This is a genomic window from Streptomyces sp. NPDC037126 (assembly GCF_055605965.1).
Window position 1 is genome coordinate 58,376 of sequence record NZ_JBVJTD010000001.1, and the last position, 16,344, is coordinate 74,719.

Genomic DNA, 16,344 nt, shown 5'->3' on the forward strand with positions numbered 1-16,344 from the left:
GCCCGCGATCCACTCCGTGACCGCGGACCCCACCCCGTGATCCACGTACGGTGATCGGCGCTGCGCGTTGCCGCCGCGTTCACGCACAGGTCATCCCCACTGCCAACGATCCAGAGCGAGCGGGGCGTTCGCGCCTGCGACGGCCCGCGACCACTGCCGACGCGTTCGCACCCGGGGAGACCGCGCCATGTCGCGCACACGCTCTGTCGCCACCTCCGTTCTGGGGGTCAATCGCCGTACCGTCCTCGCCGCCGCCGGAGCGGTCTCGCTCTCCGCGGGCGTCGGCTACGCCCTGCGCCCCACCGACAGCGAGGCCGCCACCAACGGTCAGGCGCCCGTCGCCCACTCCCGGCAGGCCGCTCCCGCGGCCCCGCTCGCCCCCTACACCAAGGGCACCACGCTCGCCTCCGTGGCCACCCCGCACGGCGGCTCCGGCTACCGGCGCCTGGGCGACGGCCCCGGCTGGGCGCGGGTGGTGCGCAGCGAGCTGGCCACGCCCAAGTCCGGCCGGGCCGGCCGCCGTACCGCGCTCGCCGCCTTCGTCCAGTTCACCGACCTGCACCTGCAGGACGTCCAGCACCCGCTGCGGCTGGAGTACCTGCGCGCCTCCGACCCGCACGCCTGGCGCCCGCACGAGGCGCTGACCGTGCCCGGTGCCGTCTCGCTCGTCGAGCGGGTCAACGCGCTGCGCGGCGCCCCCGTCACCGGTGCCCCGCTGCACTTCGTCATGACCACCGGCGACAACACCGACAACAACGCCCACTCCGAACTGGAGTGGTTCATGAAGGTGATGAGCGGTGGCCGCATCACCCCCGACTCGGGGCGGCCGGGACACTACGAGGGCGTGCAGAACAGCGGTCTGAATCTGTACTGGCAGCCCGACTCCGCCACCCGAGACGGCGACAAGACGCTCGGCTTTCCGCACCTCGCGGGCTTCCTGGCCGCCGCGGTCCGCGACGTGCGCAGCCCCGGCCTCAACCTGCCCTGGTACTCCACCGTCGGCAACCACGACGCCCTCCCGCTCGGCTGCTACGGCTCCCACGGCGACCCCTACCTCGCCGAGGCGGCCATCGGCGGCAAGAAGCTGATGAGCGTCACCGCGGCCGAGGCCAAGAAGCTCCAGGACGCCATCAAGAACGCCAAGGACCCCAAGGGCGCCGGCTACCGCGACTTCCTCAAGGCGCACGCCCGCTCCATGCGCTCGGTCACCCCGGACGAGAAGCGGGCCCCGTACACCCAGGCCGACTACCTCAAGGCCCACCTCGATCCGGCGTACCAGGGTCACGGCCCGGCCGGCCACGGCTACTCCTCGGCCAACCTGGACGCGGGCACCCAGTACTACGCCTTCCGCATCTCCGAGGACGTCATCGGCATCAGCATCGACACCACCGACGCCGGCGGCCACTACGAGGGCTCCATCGGCACCGCCCAGCTGAAGTGGCTGGACAAGACGCTGAAGGACAACAAGGACTCCTACGCCGTCGTCTTCAGCCACCACACCAGCAAGACGATGGACAACACCCGCCCCGACCCGGCCCGCCCGGGCGAGAAGCGGCACGGCGGCGCCGAGGTGATCTCGCTGCTGAGCGCCCACGCCAACGTGCTGGCCTGGGTGAACGGCCACATCCACAAGAACGTGATCACCGCGCACCAGGCCTCAGGCGGCCGCTCCTTCTGGGAGATCTCCACCGCCTCGCACGTCGACTACCCGCACCTGGCGCGCATCATCGAGCTGGTCGACAACAAGGACGGCACGATCTCCCTGTTCACCACCCTGATCGAGTCCGCCGCGCCGCACCGCACCGACTTCGCGGACCTCTCCCAGACCGGCCTGGCCGCCCTCTACCGGGAGCTGGCCTACAACGCCCCCGGCGCCAACAAGGCCCTCGCGGGCACGGCGGCCGACCGCAACACGGAGCTGGTCCTGAAGAAGGGCTGATTCTGTCAGGCACCGTTTCATTCGCGTCATGACGAGTTAACGCGTACGCAATGTCCGTACCGCCTCATATCGGCTAACCCGCTATGGACGGGTATGGCTCGATCTTCTCGATCATTTATGCAAGGCGGGTGGTCGTCGTGCGCGTAGGGCACGGACTGCGTGTGCTGTCGGTCTACGAGGGCTTCTTCTCCGGAGGAGCCCGGATCGTGCACAGTGACGTCGTACGGGGACTGGCCGAGGGCGGCCAGTCCCACCGGGTGCTGAGCATCCATGGAGAGGTCCACCGCGAGGCCACCCGGCAGCGCATGGAGGACGACCGCTGCTACCGGGCCCTGACGGCCGGCGGGGTCCGCGTGACCTCGTTGGGCCGCAGCGCGGGCCTGGTCGACGGGGCACTCGCGGCGAACGTTTTCAGCGGGCCGGAGCTGGCCGAAACGGCCCGGGTGACGGCCGGCGCGGACGTGATCCTCTCGCTGAAGGAGCAGCCGCTCGCCCTGCTGAACCAGGCGGGTCTGCCCCGCCGCCCGGTCGTGGTCGGCCTGCACCGCTCCGACCCGGAGAACCAGGGGCCCGCGCTGGACGAGCTGAAGGCCGCGATCGCCGACGGCACGGTGGTGGCGTGCGTGTGCTGCGCCGAGTCGACGCGGCGGGCGTACGAGGCCGCCGGCGTCCCCTCCGGGCTGCTGCACGTCATACCCAACGGTGTCGACCTGCTCCGCTTCCGGCCGGACGCCGCGGCGCGGCTCGCCTTCCGGGCCTCCCTCGGCATCCCGCCCGGCGCCCCGGTGATCGTCTTCGCCGCCCGCTACGCCGCGATGAAGAACGTCCCCCTGCTGCTCGCCGCCGCCCGCACTTGGCTGGCCCGGGAGGGCGGCGGGCACGTGGTGATGTGCGGGGCCGGGATGACGGACGCCAACCCCGCCCTGTGGGCGGACCTGGAGATCGCCTTCGCCGGCGACCGGGCCCTCGCCGGCCGCGTCCACCTGCTCGGCGTGCGGCACGACATGGAGGCGGTGTACGCCGGATCCGACGTCGTCGCCCTGACCTCCGTCTCCGGCGAGGCGGCGCCCCTGTGCCTGATCGAGGGCATGATGTGCGGCGCGATCGCGGTGACGACGGACGTCGGCGACAGTGCGGCCATCGTGGACGGCCTCGGCTACGTGACCCCGCCGGACCCGGCCGCCGTCGCCCTCGCCTGGTCGAGCGCGGTTGCGAGCCGCGCGGACCTGCTGCCGGCGCTGGAGCGCAGCCGTGAGCGGTTCAGCCGTACGCGGATGATCGCGGCCTACGCCGCCCTGCTCGACGAGGTGTGCGGGACCCGCCAGGGCGAGGTGCTCGGGGTGCCGGAGGCCGAGCACTGAGCCGCCCGGGAGCCCGAGGAGGGGCCACCGGCGTGCCGGTGGCCCCTCCTCTCCCCTCCTGATGCCCACCCGGTCCGTCACTACCGGGGCAGCACCACGACATAGGCGGCCGGATCGCGGTCGCCGGAGGCCATCAGGGCCGTGCGGACCACCGCCGCCTGCTGTTCCATCGCGTCCCTGAGCTTCCTCGGCGTGACGTGGACGACCGTGATCCCCAGGCGTTCCAGGTGCTCGCGCTTGCGCGCGTACTCCGACCACTGGGCGTCCTCGTCCTCCCGGTGGCCCGCGTCCTCCCGGTGGCTCGCGCGCGGCGCGCGGGTGTCGAGCTCGACGGCGACCGCCTGGTCGGGCCAGTACGCGTCCAGGCCGCCGAGGTGGGGGCCGCCGGGCAGGCGCAGGTCCACGTTCCAGACCGGGTCCGGGAGGCCGTACTCCCGGACCATCCGGAAGAGGCGGTCCTCGGCGATCGCCCGGCCCTCCGCCAGCAGGGAGTCCACCGCCTCCACCACGTGCGGGCGGGTGAGCAGCCGCGCCTGGGTCAACTCGCGGACCACGGCGGCCGGTTCGCAGTGTCCGCCGCGCACCGCCTCGGTCAGCAGCCGGCGCACCGCCTCCGCGTCCGTCAGGTCCGCCACCGCGTCCGCCAGTGCCCGCGGCACCGGTGCCACCGGCAGGCCCGTCACCGCCCGGGGCGTGGGCAGGGCCGGGGTGCGCACGACCCGGACGTAGCCCGTGGAGCGGATGCGGCGCAGCCGGGGCACCAGGACGTCGACGCGGTCCAGGGAGACCAGCGGCGGGGTGGCGGAGAAGCCGTACAGGGTGAGGGCCGCCAGGCCCGTGAGCATCGCCTCGGCGTAGACCGGGCGGTGCGGGGACTTGGCCGTCGGCTGGGCCGGGACGCCGGGCGAGGACTCGCGGGCCGCGTACATCAGGGCCCCGTGCAGCCGCTCCTCGCTGGTCGGGGTGCCCGGGTGCAGCAGGACGACGTTCGGGAGCAGCTGACGCCAGGGGCCTTCGGGGCGGCACTGCTCGCTCAGCTCGGCCGTCGTCACGCCGTGGGCGCGGAGCTGAGCGGTGGTCAGGACGCGGCGGTGCACCTCATTGAGGTGGCGCAGGGGGCGGGGGGAGAGCGGGGTGTCGTGCGTCATGGCGTCGAATTTCCCGCGCCCGGTCCCACCCGTAACCGGTGTTACACGCTCGTCGAGGAATGCGGACAAGGCGGGACTAAAGGTCAGGTGTTCGGGTGCCGAGTAGGCACGGAAAACCCCTGGTCCGCTCGGGTGCGGACCAGGGGTTACGGGTGTGATTGACTGGATTCCGTAACGGTCACCGACCGGGGAAGCTCAGGCCAAAGCTCAGTGGCCGGCCGCCTCCGCGTCGCACGCCTGTGCGCGCAGCGCCCGCGCCAGGTCGTCCCGCGCCTCCAGCACCAGCCGCCGCAGCGCCGGCGCCGCCTCCCGGTGGGCGTCCAGCCACGCGTCCGTCGCCTCCAGGGTCTCCGGCCGGTCCTGGTAGGAGGGGAACAGCCCCCGGACGACGTCCATGCCGATCTGGATCGAGCGCTCCCGCCACACCCGCTCGATCGCCGCGAAGTACTTCTCCGCGTACACCGCCGTCAGCTCCCGCTGCGAGGGCCGGTCGAAGCCCGCGATGGTCGCCTCCACCAGCGCGTTGGAGAGGGAGTCGGACTCCACCACCTGCGCCCACGCCTGCGCCTTGACCGCCGCCGAGGGGCGGGCCGCGAGGCAGCGGACCTGGTGGCGCTTGCCCGACGCGGTGTCGTCCCGGGCGAGTTCGGCGGCCAGCGCCGGCTCGTCGGCCACCCCGTACGCGGCCAGCGGCTCCAGGAACGCCCAGCGCAGCTCCTGGTCCACCTCCAGGCCGTCGACCGCCGACGTGCCGTCCAGCAGGTCCCGCAGCAGGGTCAGGTCGGGCTCGGCCGAGGCCATGGTCGCGAAGAAGCGCGCCCAGGCCAGCTGGTGCTCACTGCCCGGTCCGGCCGCCCGCAGCTCCCGCAGCGCGCCCTCGGCGAGCAGTGCCCCGCCGGTCTCCCGCCACGCGGGCGCCGCGTAGTGCACCAGCGCCGAGTGCGCCCACGCGTGCAGCATCTGCAGCACGCCGATGTCGGACTCGCGGCCCGCGAACCGCAGCACCAGGCCGACGAAGTCCCGCGCCGGGAGCAGCCCGTCCCGGGTCAGGTTCCACAGCGCCGACCAGCACAGGGCGCGGGCCAGCGGGTCGGTGATCGCGCCCAGGTGCTCGCGCAGGGTGACCAGGGACGTCTCGTCGAAGCGCGCCTTGCAGTACGTGAGGTCGTCGTCGTTGACCAGCACCAGCGCCGGCGCCTCGGCACCCGCCAGGTCCGCCACGACCGTGCGCGGGCCCTCCACGTCCGTCTCCACCCGCGCGTACCGCTCCAGCGCGCCCTCGGCCGTGAGCCGGTACAGGCCCACCGCGACCCTGTGCGGGCGCAGCTCGGGGTGCGACTCGGGGGCCTCCTGGAGCACCGCCAGCTCGGCGATCCGGCCGCCCTCGGTGTCCAGCAGCACCTGCGGGGTCAGCGAGTTCACCCCGGCCGTCTGGAGCCAGGACCTGGACCACGCCGTCATGTCCCGGCCGCTGGTCTCGCCCAGCACCGAGAGCAGGTCGCCGAGGCGCGTGTTGCCGTACGCGTTGCGCTTGAAGTACCGGCGGGCGCCCTCCAGGAAGGCGTCCTGGCCGACGTACGCCACCAGCTGCTTGAGCACCGAGGCGCCCTTGGCGTAGGTGATGCCGTCGAAGTTCAGCTTGGCGTCCTGCAGGTCGCGGATGTCCGCCGTGATCGGGTGCGTGGACGGCAGCTGGTCCGCGCGGTACGCCCAGGCCTTGCGGCGGTTGGCGAAGGTGATCCAGGCGTCCTGGAAGCGGGTCGCGCCGACGTTCGCGAACGTACCCATGAAGTCGGCGAAGGACTCCTTCAGCCACAGGTCGTCCCACCACACCATGGTGACCAGGTCGCCGAACCACATGTGCGCCATCTCGTGCAGGATCACGGTGGCGCGGGCCTCGTACGACGCCTGCGTCACCTTCCCGCGGAAGATGTACTCCTCGCGGAAGGTCACGAGTCCCGGGTTCTCCATCGCGCCCAGGTTGTACTCCGGCACGAACGCCTGGTCGTACTTCCCGAACGGGTACGGGTAGTCGAAGTGCTCGTGGAAGAAGTCCAGGCCCTGCTTGGTGACCAGGAAGACGTCGTCGGCGTCGAAGTGCGGTGCCAGACCCTTGCGGCACATCGCGCCGAGCGGGATCTCCAGCTTCGAGCCGTCCTCCAGGACCCGCTCGTAGTGGTCCGTCACGTAGTGGTACGGGCCCGCCACCACGCAGGTGATGTACGTCGAGATCGGCTTCGTCTCCGCGAACCGCCACACCCCGTCGGCGCGTTCGCCCGCGCCGTTGCTCCACACCGTCCAGCCCTCGGGCGCCCGCACCTCGAAGCGGAACGGCGCCTTGAGGTCCGGCTGCTCGAAGTTCGCGAACACCCGGCGCGAGTCGGCCGGCTCGTACTGGGTGTAGAGGTAGACCTCGCCGTCCTCGGGGTCGACGAAGCGGTGCATGCCCTCACCGGTGCGCGAGTAGGCGCACTGGGCGTCGACCACCAGCTCGTTCTCGGCGGCCAGGTCCTCCAGCACGATCCTGGAGCCGTCGAAGACCTCGCTCGGGTCCAGGTCCTTGCCGTTGAGCGAGACGGCGGTCACGGCCGGCGCGATCAGGTCGGCGAAGCTGGACGCGCCCGGCTCGTTGCAGCGGAAGCGGAGGGTGGTCACCGAGCGGAAGGTGCGCGGCCCGCCGTCCCCGTCCCCGTCGCCGACCGCGGACCTGAGGTCCAGGGACACGTCGTATCCGTCGACGGACAGCAGGGCGGCCCGCTCCCGGGCCTCGTCGCGGGACAGATTCTCACCTGGCACGGGTGCACTCCCTTGTGATCACGTGGATGAGGGCTGAACAGGACCGATCCTGCCATGTGCACCTGACACGAGTCGCCTGGGAATGCGGGTGCCGGGGACGTCGTTGATCCTTCAAAAGACCGTTTCGCTGAGGAGCGCCATGCCCGAGACCACGACTCCGTCCGGCAAGACACCCGTCGACTTCTGGTTCGACCCGCTGTGCCCCTGGGCCTGGATGACCTCCCGGTGGGTGCTGGAGGTGGAGAAGGTCCGCGACATCGAGGTCCGCTGGCACATCATGAGCCTCGCCGTCCTCAACGAGAACAGGCTGGACGAGCTGCCCGAGGAGTACCGGGAGATGCTCGCCACCAAGGCCTGGCAGCCGGTGCGCGTGGTCACCGCCGCCTGGCAGAAGCACGGCGAGCACGTGCTCGGCCCCCTCTACACCGCGCTCGGCACCCGCTTCCACAACAACGGCGAGGGCGCCACCCTGGAGGCCATCGCCGGGGCGCTCGCCGACGCCGGCCTGCCCGCCGAGCTGATCGAGTACGCCGAGCAGCAGGACTTCGAGTTCGACGCGGAGCTGCGCGCCTCCCACAAGGAGGGCATCGAGAAGGTCGGCCAGGACGTCGGCACCCCGGTCATCGCGGTCCCCGGCGCCGACGGCGAGCAGCTCGCCTTCTTCGGCCCGGTCGTCACCCCCGCCCCGAAGGGCGAGGACGCGGCCCGCCTGTGGGACGGCACCCTCGCGGTCGCGTCCGTGCCGGGCTTCTACGAGATCAAGCGGACCCGCACCAAGGGCCCGGACTTCAGCAACCTGTAGACGAACGCGAACGCGCGGGGCCCGGCCCGTGCACGGCCGCTCGGCGAACGCGCCGCGCCCAGCTTGCTGGGCCGGTGCGTGAGCGTGCCGGGCCCGGCTTGTTCGGGCCGGTGTCGAGCGTGCCGGGTTCGGCTTGTTCGGGGGCCGCCGGGTGGGTCTGCCGGGCCAGCCCCGGCCCGCGAACGCGCCGGATCCGCTCGTGTGGCGGCCTGCGGGCGAACGCGTCGGGTCCGGTCGTGTAGCGGCCTGCAGGGTGAGCGTGCCGGGTCTGCTCGCTTGGTGGCTCGCAGGGCGAACGCTCGGGACCTGCTCAGTGCCGGGTGCGGGCGCGGGCGGTGGTGAGCAGGCGCAGGTGCTCCTCGTGCTCCTTCGCGTAGTAGGCCGCCCGGTCCGGGTCCGGCTCGACGAGGAGGGCCGGCTCGGTCCAGGCCGCGGTGTCCAGCGGGACCCCGTACCGCCCGGCCGCCGCCAGCACCGCGCCCCGCGCGCCGACCTCGCCCTCCACCACCCGCAGCGGCCGGCCCAGCACATCGGCCAGCAGCCGCGTCCACGCGGGGCTGCGGGTGCCGCCCCCGCACACCGCGAGCGTGCCCGTCAGGCCCGCCGCCGCCAGGCAGTGCCGGGCCGCGTGGCCGATGCCCTCGCAGGTGGCCCGGACCAGATCGGCGGGCGTCGACTCCAGTGACACACCGAGCAGTTCGGCCCGCAGCCCCGGTTCCACGAACGGCGCCCGCTCGCCGGAGGGCGCGAAGTACGGCAGCACCCGCACCCCGCGCGCACCGGGCGGCGAGGACTCCAGCAGCCCGTCCACCTCCGCGTGCCGGACGCCCGTCGTGCGCAGCACCCAGTCCAGCGCCGCCGTGCCGACCATCGCGGGCATCGCGCGCAGCCGGTGCCCCGGCCGGTCCGTGGAGATGTACAGCCCCGCCGGTTCGCCGCCCAGGTCGAGCCCGGTGGTGGCGACCAGCGCGGCCAGACAGGTGCCGACGATCAGCAGCCCGTCCCCGGGTGCGGTGACCCCGGCGCCGAGCGCACAGGCGGGCAGGTCGTAGGGACCGTTCGCCAGCCGGGTGCCGGCCGGCAGCCCCGCCCCGCACGCCCCGCCCGTCGGGACCGGGTCGGCGACCGGCGCCAGCAGCCCTTGCCGGTGGGCGAGACCCAGCAGTTCCACGGCCCGGTCGTCGTACGAGCGGGTGCGCGGGTCCAGGAACGGCATCGACGCGTCCGACACGTCGGTCACCGCCCGCGCGGCGCCGGTCAGCCGCTGGAACACCATGTCCTTGCAGGCGACGGCCGCCGCGGCCGCGTCCAGCGCCGCCGGCTCGTGCCGGTCCAGCCAGGCCAGCAGCGGGCCCGGACAGCCCGGGAACAGCGCGCTGCCGGTGCGCCGGAAGAGGGACTCGAAGGTGCCGTCGGCCAGCCAGCGGTCCACCAGCCCGTGGGCCCGGCCGTCCATCCAGGAGATCGCCGGCCGCACCGGACGGCCCGCCGCGTCCACCAGCCACACCCCGTCGCCCTGCCCGGTCAGCCCCGCCAGCTCCACCGGCCCGGCCACCGCCGCGGTCAGCTCGCGCAGCACGGCGACGACCGCCCCGTACACCTCACCCATGTCCTGCTCGACCGCACCGCCCCGCATGTCCAGGCCCACCGGCCGTGCCCGGACGGCCAGTTGGCGGCCGGCCCGGTCGAACGCCGCGGCCTTCACCACGGACGTCCCCGCATCGATCCCGACGAACAAGCCCGCCTCCCGGTGCCTTCAGGTCAGACAGTGCGCGAGCGGCTCGCCGCGCACCCATCGGCCCACCTCGGCCGCCGCGATCCGGGCGGCCTTCTCCGCCACCGCGCGGCTGGCCCCGCCCAGGTGCGGGGTCAGCACCACCCGCCCGGCCCACGCGCGAAGCGGCGAGTCCGGCGGGAGCGGTTCGCGGGCGTAGGTGTCCAGGGCCGCCGCCGCGAGCCGCCCGTCCTCCAGCGCCCCGCACAGCGCGGCCTCGTCCAGCAGCGCCCCCCGGGCCGAGTTGACCACCACCGCGCCGGGCGGCAGCAGCGCCAGCTCGCGGGCGCCGATCAGCCCCCGGGTCTCCGCAGTGAGCCGGGCGTGCAGGGTGATCACCCGGGAGCGCCGCAGCAGGTCGTCGAGCGAGGACAGGCGCAACCCGTGCACCTCGCCGCGCACGTACGGGTCGTACACCATCACCCGCGCCCCGAACGCGCACAGCACCCGCGCGACCCGGCTGCCGACCGCGCCGTACCCGACGAGTCCCACGGGCAGGTCCTCCAGCTCCAGGCCGCTGCGCTCGTACGTGTAGTACGCCGCCCCGCCCCAGCTTCCCCGCCCCGCGAGGAGGTCATGGGCCTGCGGGATGCGGCGCAGGGCGGCGAGCAGCAGGCCGACGGTGAACTCGGCGGTGGCGGCGGCGTTGCGGCCCGGCGCGGAGCACACCCGGACGTCGTGCCGCCGGGCGGCCTCCAGGTTGACGTTCACCGGGCCGCCCCGGCAGACGACGACCAGCCGCAGCTCGGGACGGGCGGCGAGGACCCGCGCGGTGACCGGCCCCATCTGGGTGACCAGCACGTCGGCGCCGGCGAGGGCCGCGATCAGCTCGTCCTCGGCGTCGCTGGCCTCGCTCACCTCGGCGACCGGCCCGAACGGTTCGAGCGGCCAGCCCAGGGTCAGCTCGCGCACGTCGCACACGGCCTCCCGGGCGAGCGCCGCCGCGATCAGCGACGGCAGGACGAAGTGGTCACCGGCGGCCACCACACGCACACTGGAGTTCATCGCGTACTGTCTCCCGTCTCGGCGTACTGTCTCCGCTCTCGGCGTCGAGGACACGGCCGGGCACGGCCACCGCGCGGCTCACCCGGCCCCCGGGCGGACGTCGGCCGCCCCGGGGCCCGTGGCGCAGACCTCGTAGCGCACCTCGTGCTCGTCCAGGTCGCGCAGCGCCTCCGGGGAGGCGCCGTCGTCCACCAGCAGCCGGTCGAAGCGGTGGAGCGGGGCGACCCGGTGCAGGGCGACCCGGCCCAGCTTGGTGTGGTCCACGAGCAGGACGCTGCGGGCGGCCGCGTCGAGCATCGCCCGCTTCACGGAGACGATGTGCTGCTCCTGGTGGTAGGCCTGCCCGCCGTGCACGCCCGACGTCGACACGAAGCCCACGTCCACGCGCAGCTGCTCGACCGCCTCCACGCAGGACACCCCGAGGAAGGACGAGTGCAGCCGGTCGTAGTCCCCGCCGAGCGCCAGGAGGTGGAGTCCCCGCCGGCCGGCCAGCAGGGTGATCGCCTCCAGGAAGTTGGTGACGACCGTGAGCGGGGTGATCTCGCCGAGGCAGAGCCGCCGGGCCACCTCCAGGGCGGTGGTGGAGTCGTCCAGGAGGATCGCCATCCCCGGTTCGACCAGCCGCAGCGCGTGTTCGGCGAGCGCGGCCTTCTGCGGGCGCATGGTCTTCAGCCGGTACTGCACGTTCGACTCGAACACCCCGGACGGCTGCGCGGTCACCCCGCCCCTGAACTTGCGCACGACGCCCTGCCGTTCGAGCTCGTCCAGGTCCCGGTGGACGGTCATCAGACTCACCCCGAACCGGTCGGCCAGCTCGGCCGCGGTGACCGTGCCCTCGGCGAGGACGAGTTCGGCCATGGCGGTCTGCCGGGCGGCGGGCCCCTGCGGCTGCTCCTGCTGTGCACTGCTCATCGCGCGCTCTTCCCGATCCCTCGCCGCGCCGGGGTGACACGGTGAGTCGAGTCGACAACAGAGCGTGTAACGGCGATCGGGGTCCGTCAATCCCTTGTGCACGGGGAGAACAAGGGGAAATCTCATAGAGGCGTGGGAAGTTCACAGTGCCCGTCGCGAGGTCCGGGAGGGCGGATGGCGTTGGCATGGCTCGGGATCGACCTCGGCACCCAGGGAGTGCGCGCGCTGCTCGTGACGGCCGGCGGCAGCGTCCTCGGCGGCGGTTCGGCGCCCCTGGTGCGCGGCCGCCGGGAGGGTGCCCGGCACGAGCAGGACCCGCTGGAGTGGTGGCAGGCGGTGTGCACGGCCTGCCGGGGCGCGCTGGACGGCGTCCGGGCCCGGGTCGGCGGGGTCGCGGTGTGCGGAACCTCGGGGACCGTGCTGCTCACCGACCGCACGGGCAGCCCGCTGGGCCCCGCGCTGATGTACGACGACCGGCGGGCGGCCCGGGAAGCGGGCCGGCTGCGCGCGACCGGTCTCGGGGTGCAGGACGCCTGGGCGCTGCCGAAGGCGCGCTGGCTCGTCGACCGGTACGGTCCGGGGCTGGTCGCGCACCAGCCGGACGTGATCACGGCGCGGCTGGCGGGCCGCCGGGTCCCCGCCGACTCCAGCCACGCCCTGAAGACGTCGTACGACGTGGAGCGCGGCCGCTGGCCGGACATCACGGGCCTGCCCGAGGGCGCCCTCCCGGACGTCGTACGCCCCGGCACCCGGCTCGGCGAGGTCTGCCGGGCCGCCGCCGACGCCACCGGCATCCCGGCCGGCACCCCGGTCGTCGCGGGCATGACGGACGGCTGCGCGGCCCAGATCGCCTCGGGCGCGCTGCGCGAGGGCGCGTGGAACTCGGCGCTGGGGACGACGCTGGTGCTGAAGGGCGCCTGCGCGGAGCCGGTCCACGACGCGTCCGGCGTCGTGTACAACCACCTCGCCCCGGACGGCACCTGGCTGCCCGGCGGGGCCTCGGGAGTCGGCGCCGGCGTCCTCACCGCCCGCTTCCCGGGCGCGGATCCGGCCGCGCTGGACGCCCGGGCCGCCGGCTTCGAACCGTCGACCGCGGTCGCCTACCCGCTGGTGTCACCGGGGGAGCGTTTCCCCTTCCACGCCCCGCAGGCCACCACCCTGCTCCTCGGCGACCCCGAGTCCGACGCCGACCTGTGGGCCGCCCTCCTCCAGGGCGTGGCCCTCGCCGAACGCCTGTGCCTGGACTACCTGCACCACCTCGGCGCGCCCTTCGGCGGGACCCTCGCCTTCACCGGCGGCGCGGCCCGCAGCGCCTACTGGAACCAGCTGCGCGCCGACGTCCTCGGCCGCCCGGCCCGGGTGCCGGAGCGGACCGAACCGGCCCTCGGCATGGCGGCGCTCGCCGCCTACGGCACCGGGGCCGGCACGGGCCTCGCGGAGGTCGCCGACGGCATGGTCCGGGTGCGCACGACGGTCGAGCCGCGCCCCGGCCGCACGGCCCGGTTCGCCGAGCCGTACGCACGGCTGGTGGGGGAGCTGGAGGCGCGGGGCTGGCTGCCGGGGGCGGTGGCGGCGCATGCGCTGGCGCGGCTGGAGCGCCATACTTCGGGCGCATGACCTCGACCCTCCTGCTCGCCCGCCACGGCCGGACCGTCTGGCATGCCGAGAACCGCTACGCGGGCGTCAGCGACGTCGCCCTCACCGACACCGGTCGCGCGCAGGCCGAGGCGCTGGGGCGGTGGGCCGCCGCGCACCCCGTGGACGCGGTGTGGACCTCGCCGCTGTCCCGGGCGGTCGTCACCGCCGAGCCCGCCTGCCGGGCCCTGGGACTCGTCCCGCGGCGCGAACCGGGGCTGCGGGAGTGCGACTTCGGGGTGCTGGAGGGCCGGACCCTCGCCGAGTTCGAGGCGCAGGACCCGAAGGCGGCGCGGGCGTTCAGGGACGATCCGGTGGCGCACCCCTTCCCGGGCGCCGAGGATCCCCGGGCCGCGGCCGGGCGCGGGACCGGGGCCCTGCTGCGGATCGCCGCCGCGCACCCCGGCGGACGGGTCCTGGTCGTCGCGCACAACACCCTGCTGCGGCTGGTGCTCTGCTCCCTGCTGCACATCCCCCTGGCCGAGTACCGCAGGGTCTTCCCGGCGCTGCGCAACGCGGCCGTGAGCGAGCTGCGCGTCGAGGGGGAGCGGGCCGCGCTGCTGTCGCTCAACGTGCCCTGCGCGTGAGGAAGAAGGCCCCCGTGAGTCACGTCCTCACGGGGGCCTTCCTTCATCCGCCCGCCTGCGTGAAGGGTGAGAAGACGATCACGGGGCGGGACGACCCGGGGGGCACGGCTCAGGGGGCGAGCAGCAGGACGTCCGCGCGGGACCTCGCGGCCTCGTGGCGGCGGGCGACGTCCTGCCAGTCGACGACCTGCCACATGGCCTCGACGAAGTCCACCTTCTGGTTGCGGTACTGCAGGTAGAAGGCGTGCTCCCAGGCGTCGAAGACGAGGATCGGGGTGGCGCCCTGGCCGACGTTTCCCTGGTGGTCGTAGACCTGCTCCACGATCAGGCGTCCGCTCAGCGGCTCGTACGCCAGCACGCCCCAGCCCGAACCCTGGGTGGTGGCCGCGGCCTTGGACAGCTGGGCCCGGAAGGCGGCGAAGGAGCCGAAGGACTCGGCGATCGCGTCGGCCAGCCCGCCCACCCCGTCGGCCGCCAGCGGCTCGCCGCCCCCGTCCTTCGGGCCGGTCATGTTCCGCCAGTAGATCGAGTGCAGGATGTGCCCGGACAGATGGAAGGCCAGGTTCTTCTCCAGGCCGTTGACCGAGCCCCACGCCTCCTTCTCCCGGGCCTCGGCCAGCTGCTCCAGCGTGTCGTTGGCGCCCTTCACATAGGCCGCGTGGTGCTTGTCGTGGTGCAGCTCGATGATCTCGGGGCTGATCACGGGGGCCAGCGCGGAGTAGTCGTAGGGCAGCTCGGGCAGCGTGTAGACGGGCATGGGTGTCCCCTCCGGGAAGCTTATTGCAAGTTAGTTGCAACTGCACGCTAGCAACAAGAAGGTTGGGGCAACGGAAAGGCCCCCACGTGTCGCACGTGGGGGCCTCGACGGTGGGGGAGCCGGCGTCAGCGCCGGGCGCGCAGCCGCTGCCGGGCGTACCCGACCGCCGCCAGGAACAGGGTCATGCCGCCCGACGAGTAGAGCTGGACCCGGGTGTCCGGCTCGCGGGCCATCAGTACGAAGATCGCGGCCATGCCGGCCAGCGCCACCCAGGTGAGCCACGGGAACGCCCACATCCGCACGACGAGCCTTTCGGGCGCCTCGCGCTCGATCCGGCGGCGCAGCAGCAGCTGGGAGACCGCGATGAAGATCCAGACGACCAGGATCACCGCGCCGATCATGTTCAGCAGCCAGGGGAAGACGTCGTTCGGGCGCCAGTAGCTGAGCAGCACGCAGACGAATCCGAAGAAGCAGGAGGTGAGGACGCCGATCCGGGGGACCCCGCCGGACAGCCTCGCCAGCGCCTTGGGGCCCTGGCCGCGCTCGACCAGCGAGTAGGCGATGCGCGAGGAGCCGTAGATGTTGGCGTTCATCGCGGACAGCAGCGCCACGAACACCACCACGTTCATCAGCTGGCCCGCGCCGGGGATGCCCAGATGGTCGAGCGTGGCGACGTACGGGCCCTTCGTCACGACCTCCTTCGAGTCCCACGGGACCAGGGTCACCACGACGGCCATCGAGCCGATGTAGAAGAGGGCGATGCGCCACATCGCCGTGCGCACGGCGCTCGCCACGCCCCGCACCGGGTCCTGCGACTCGGCCGCGGCGATCGTGACCGTCTCCAGGCCGCCGTACGCGAAGACCGAGGCGAGCAGGCCGATGACCAGGCCCTCGCTGCCGTGCGGCAGGAAGTCGGTCAGGTTGGCGGCGCCCGGCGCGTGCGTGCCCGGGAGCACGCCCGTGATGGCGAGCACGCCGAGCACCAGGAACAGGGAGATCGCGCCGACCTTGAGCGCGGCGAACCAGAACTCGAACTCGCCGAAGTTCTTCACCGCGGCCAGGTTCGTGCCGCAGAACACCACCATGAACAGCGCCACCCACATCCACTGCGGGGTGCCCGGCAGCCAGCCCTGGGCGATGTGCGCCGCGCCGATGCCCTCCAGGCCGACGGCCGTGCAGAGCAGGACCCAGAAGGACCAGCCGGCGGCGAAGCCGGCCCAGGGCCCGATCGCCCGCTCGGCGTGGGCCGAGAAGGAGCCCGACGACGGGTACGCGGCCGACATCTCGCCGAGCATCCGCATGACCAGCATCACGAGGAGACCGGAGACCGTGTAGGCGATCACGATGGACGGGCCGGCGGCGGCGATGCCCGCACCGGACCCGACGAAGAGGCCCGCGCCGATCACCCCGCCGAGGGCGATCATCGACAGGTGGCGCTGCTTGAGGCCGTGGGAGAGCGTGGCGCTCTCCTCCTGTGGCGGTGTCTCGGTGCGGGTGCTGCTGGGCATGGGCGCGGCTCTCCCCGTGCAATAGGCGGGTAAAACGCCCACAGTCTGGGCGGCCCGTCCGCTCACACGAAGGAGCCGCCCAGTATCCGGACACCCCCCGCACGGAGGGTGAGGCTCCGG

12 protein-coding genes are annotated in these 16,344 nt (G+C 73.5%); 5 read left to right on the forward strand and 7 right to left on the reverse strand.

The genetic code is table 11. From position 1 onward, the window contains the following. Positions 1-187: 187 nt before the first annotated feature. Together ACZ7FF_RS00270 and ACZ7FF_RS00275 are read left to right on the forward strand one after the other, a co-directional pair. On the forward strand, positions 188-1,939 hold the full coding sequence (locus ACZ7FF_RS00270; protein ID WP_470808200.1) for a TIGR03767 family metallophosphoesterase: 1,752 nt from the start codon (positions 188-190) through the stop codon (positions 1,937-1,939). A gap of 161 nt (positions 1,940-2,100) precedes the next feature. Continuing rightward, positions 2,101-3,300, forward strand: a complete 1,200-nt coding sequence (locus ACZ7FF_RS00275; RefSeq protein ID WP_470809539.1) for a glycosyltransferase — start codon at positions 2,101-2,103, stop codon at positions 3,298-3,300. 80 nt (positions 3,301-3,380) lie between these two features. On the opposite strand, the gene ACZ7FF_RS00280 is transcribed toward ACZ7FF_RS00275, so the two are convergent. Together ACZ7FF_RS00280 and pepN are read right to left on the reverse strand one after the other, a co-directional pair. Continuing rightward, the gene (locus ACZ7FF_RS00280; RefSeq protein ID WP_470808201.1) at positions 3,381-4,448 is read right to left on the reverse strand and encodes a hypothetical protein; all 1,068 of its coding nucleotides are present in this window, start codon (positions 4,446-4,448) and stop codon (positions 3,381-3,383) included. A gap of 207 nt (positions 4,449-4,655) precedes the next feature. Beyond that, on the reverse strand, positions 4,656-7,244 hold the full coding sequence (gene pepN, locus ACZ7FF_RS00285; protein WP_470808202.1) for an aminopeptidase N: 2,589 nt from the start codon (positions 7,242-7,244) through the stop codon (positions 4,656-4,658). Between the two features lie 139 nt (positions 7,245-7,383). Here pepN and ACZ7FF_RS00290 point away from each other — a divergent pair, with 139 nt between their 5' ends. Further along, positions 7,384-8,046, forward strand: a complete 663-nt coding sequence (locus tag ACZ7FF_RS00290; protein ID WP_470808204.1) for a mycothiol-dependent nitroreductase Rv2466c family protein — start codon at positions 7,384-7,386, stop codon at positions 8,044-8,046. Positions 8,047-8,356: 310 nt separating this feature from the next. On the opposite strand, the gene ACZ7FF_RS00295 is transcribed toward ACZ7FF_RS00290, so the two are convergent. From ACZ7FF_RS00295 to ACZ7FF_RS00305, 3 genes are all read right to left on the reverse strand, one after another. Next, positions 8,357-9,784, reverse strand: coding sequence for an FGGY family carbohydrate kinase (locus tag ACZ7FF_RS00295; protein ID WP_470808205.1), 1,428 nt, complete (start codon positions 9,782-9,784; stop codon positions 8,357-8,359). Positions 9,785-9,802: 18 nt separating this feature from the next. Continuing rightward, on the reverse strand, positions 9,803-10,825 hold the full coding sequence (locus ACZ7FF_RS00300; protein WP_470808206.1) for an NAD(P)-dependent oxidoreductase: 1,023 nt from the start codon (positions 10,823-10,825) through the stop codon (positions 9,803-9,805). 78 nt (positions 10,826-10,903) lie between these two features. Next, on the reverse strand, positions 10,904-11,737 hold the full coding sequence (locus ACZ7FF_RS00305; protein ID WP_470808207.1) for a DeoR/GlpR family DNA-binding transcription regulator: 834 nt from the start codon (positions 11,735-11,737) through the stop codon (positions 10,904-10,906). A gap of 174 nt (positions 11,738-11,911) precedes the next feature. Here ACZ7FF_RS00305 and ACZ7FF_RS00310 point away from each other — a divergent pair, with 174 nt between their 5' ends. After that, positions 11,912-13,354, forward strand: coding sequence for an FGGY-family carbohydrate kinase (locus tag ACZ7FF_RS00310; protein ID WP_470808208.1), 1,443 nt, complete (start codon positions 11,912-11,914; stop codon positions 13,352-13,354). Continuing rightward, positions 13,351-13,959 carry a histidine phosphatase family protein gene (locus ACZ7FF_RS00315; RefSeq protein ID WP_470808209.1) on the forward strand — a complete coding sequence of 203 codons (609 nt, stop codon included), beginning with the start codon at positions 13,351-13,353 and terminating at the stop codon, positions 13,957-13,959. The genes ACZ7FF_RS00310 and ACZ7FF_RS00315 overlap by 4 nt, the downstream gene beginning before the upstream one ends. A 109-nt stretch (positions 13,960-14,068) precedes the next feature. Here ACZ7FF_RS00315 and ACZ7FF_RS00320 read toward each other — a convergent pair whose 3' ends face one another. Both ACZ7FF_RS00320 and ACZ7FF_RS00325 read right to left on the reverse strand, forming a co-directional pair. Continuing rightward, positions 14,069-14,716 (reverse strand): superoxide dismutase, encoded by a 648-nt coding sequence (locus tag ACZ7FF_RS00320; protein ID WP_470808211.1) that lies wholly within the window; start codon positions 14,714-14,716, stop codon positions 14,069-14,071. A 125-nt stretch (positions 14,717-14,841) separates the two neighbouring features. Next, positions 14,842-16,224, reverse strand: a complete 1,383-nt coding sequence (locus ACZ7FF_RS00325) for an amino acid permease (RefSeq protein WP_470808212.1) — start codon at positions 16,222-16,224, stop codon at positions 14,842-14,844. Positions 16,225-16,344 lie beyond the last annotated feature (120 nt).

Coding starts and splice junctions, on each gene's coding strand:
- ACZ7FF_RS00270 (WP_470808200.1), top strand. CDS start 188: ATGTCGCGCACACGCTCTGTCGCCACCTCCGTTCTGGGGGTCAATCGC.
- ACZ7FF_RS00280 (WP_470808201.1), bottom strand. CDS start 4,448: ATGACGCACGACACCCCGCTCTCCCCCCGCCCCCTGCGCCACCTCAAT.
- ACZ7FF_RS00290 (WP_470808204.1), top strand. CDS start 7,384: ATGCCCGAGACCACGACTCCGTCCGGCAAGACACCCGTCGACTTCTGG.
- ACZ7FF_RS00300 (WP_470808206.1), bottom strand. CDS start 10,825: ATGAACTCCAGTGTGCGTGTGGTGGCCGCCGGTGACCACTTCGTCCTG.
- ACZ7FF_RS00305 (WP_470808207.1), bottom strand. CDS start 11,737: ATGAGCAGTGCACAGCAGGAGCAGCCGCAGGGGCCCGCCGCCCGGCAG.
- ACZ7FF_RS00310 (WP_470808208.1), top strand. CDS start 11,912: ATGGCGTTGGCATGGCTCGGGATCGACCTCGGCACCCAGGGAGTGCGC.
- ACZ7FF_RS00315 (WP_470808209.1), top strand. CDS start 13,351: ATGACCTCGACCCTCCTGCTCGCCCGCCACGGCCGGACCGTCTGGCAT.
- ACZ7FF_RS00320 (WP_470808211.1), bottom strand. CDS start 14,716: ATGCCCGTCTACACGCTGCCCGAGCTGCCCTACGACTACTCCGCGCTG.
- ACZ7FF_RS00325 (WP_470808212.1), bottom strand. CDS start 16,224: ATGCCCAGCAGCACCCGCACCGAGACACCGCCACAGGAGGAGAGCGCC.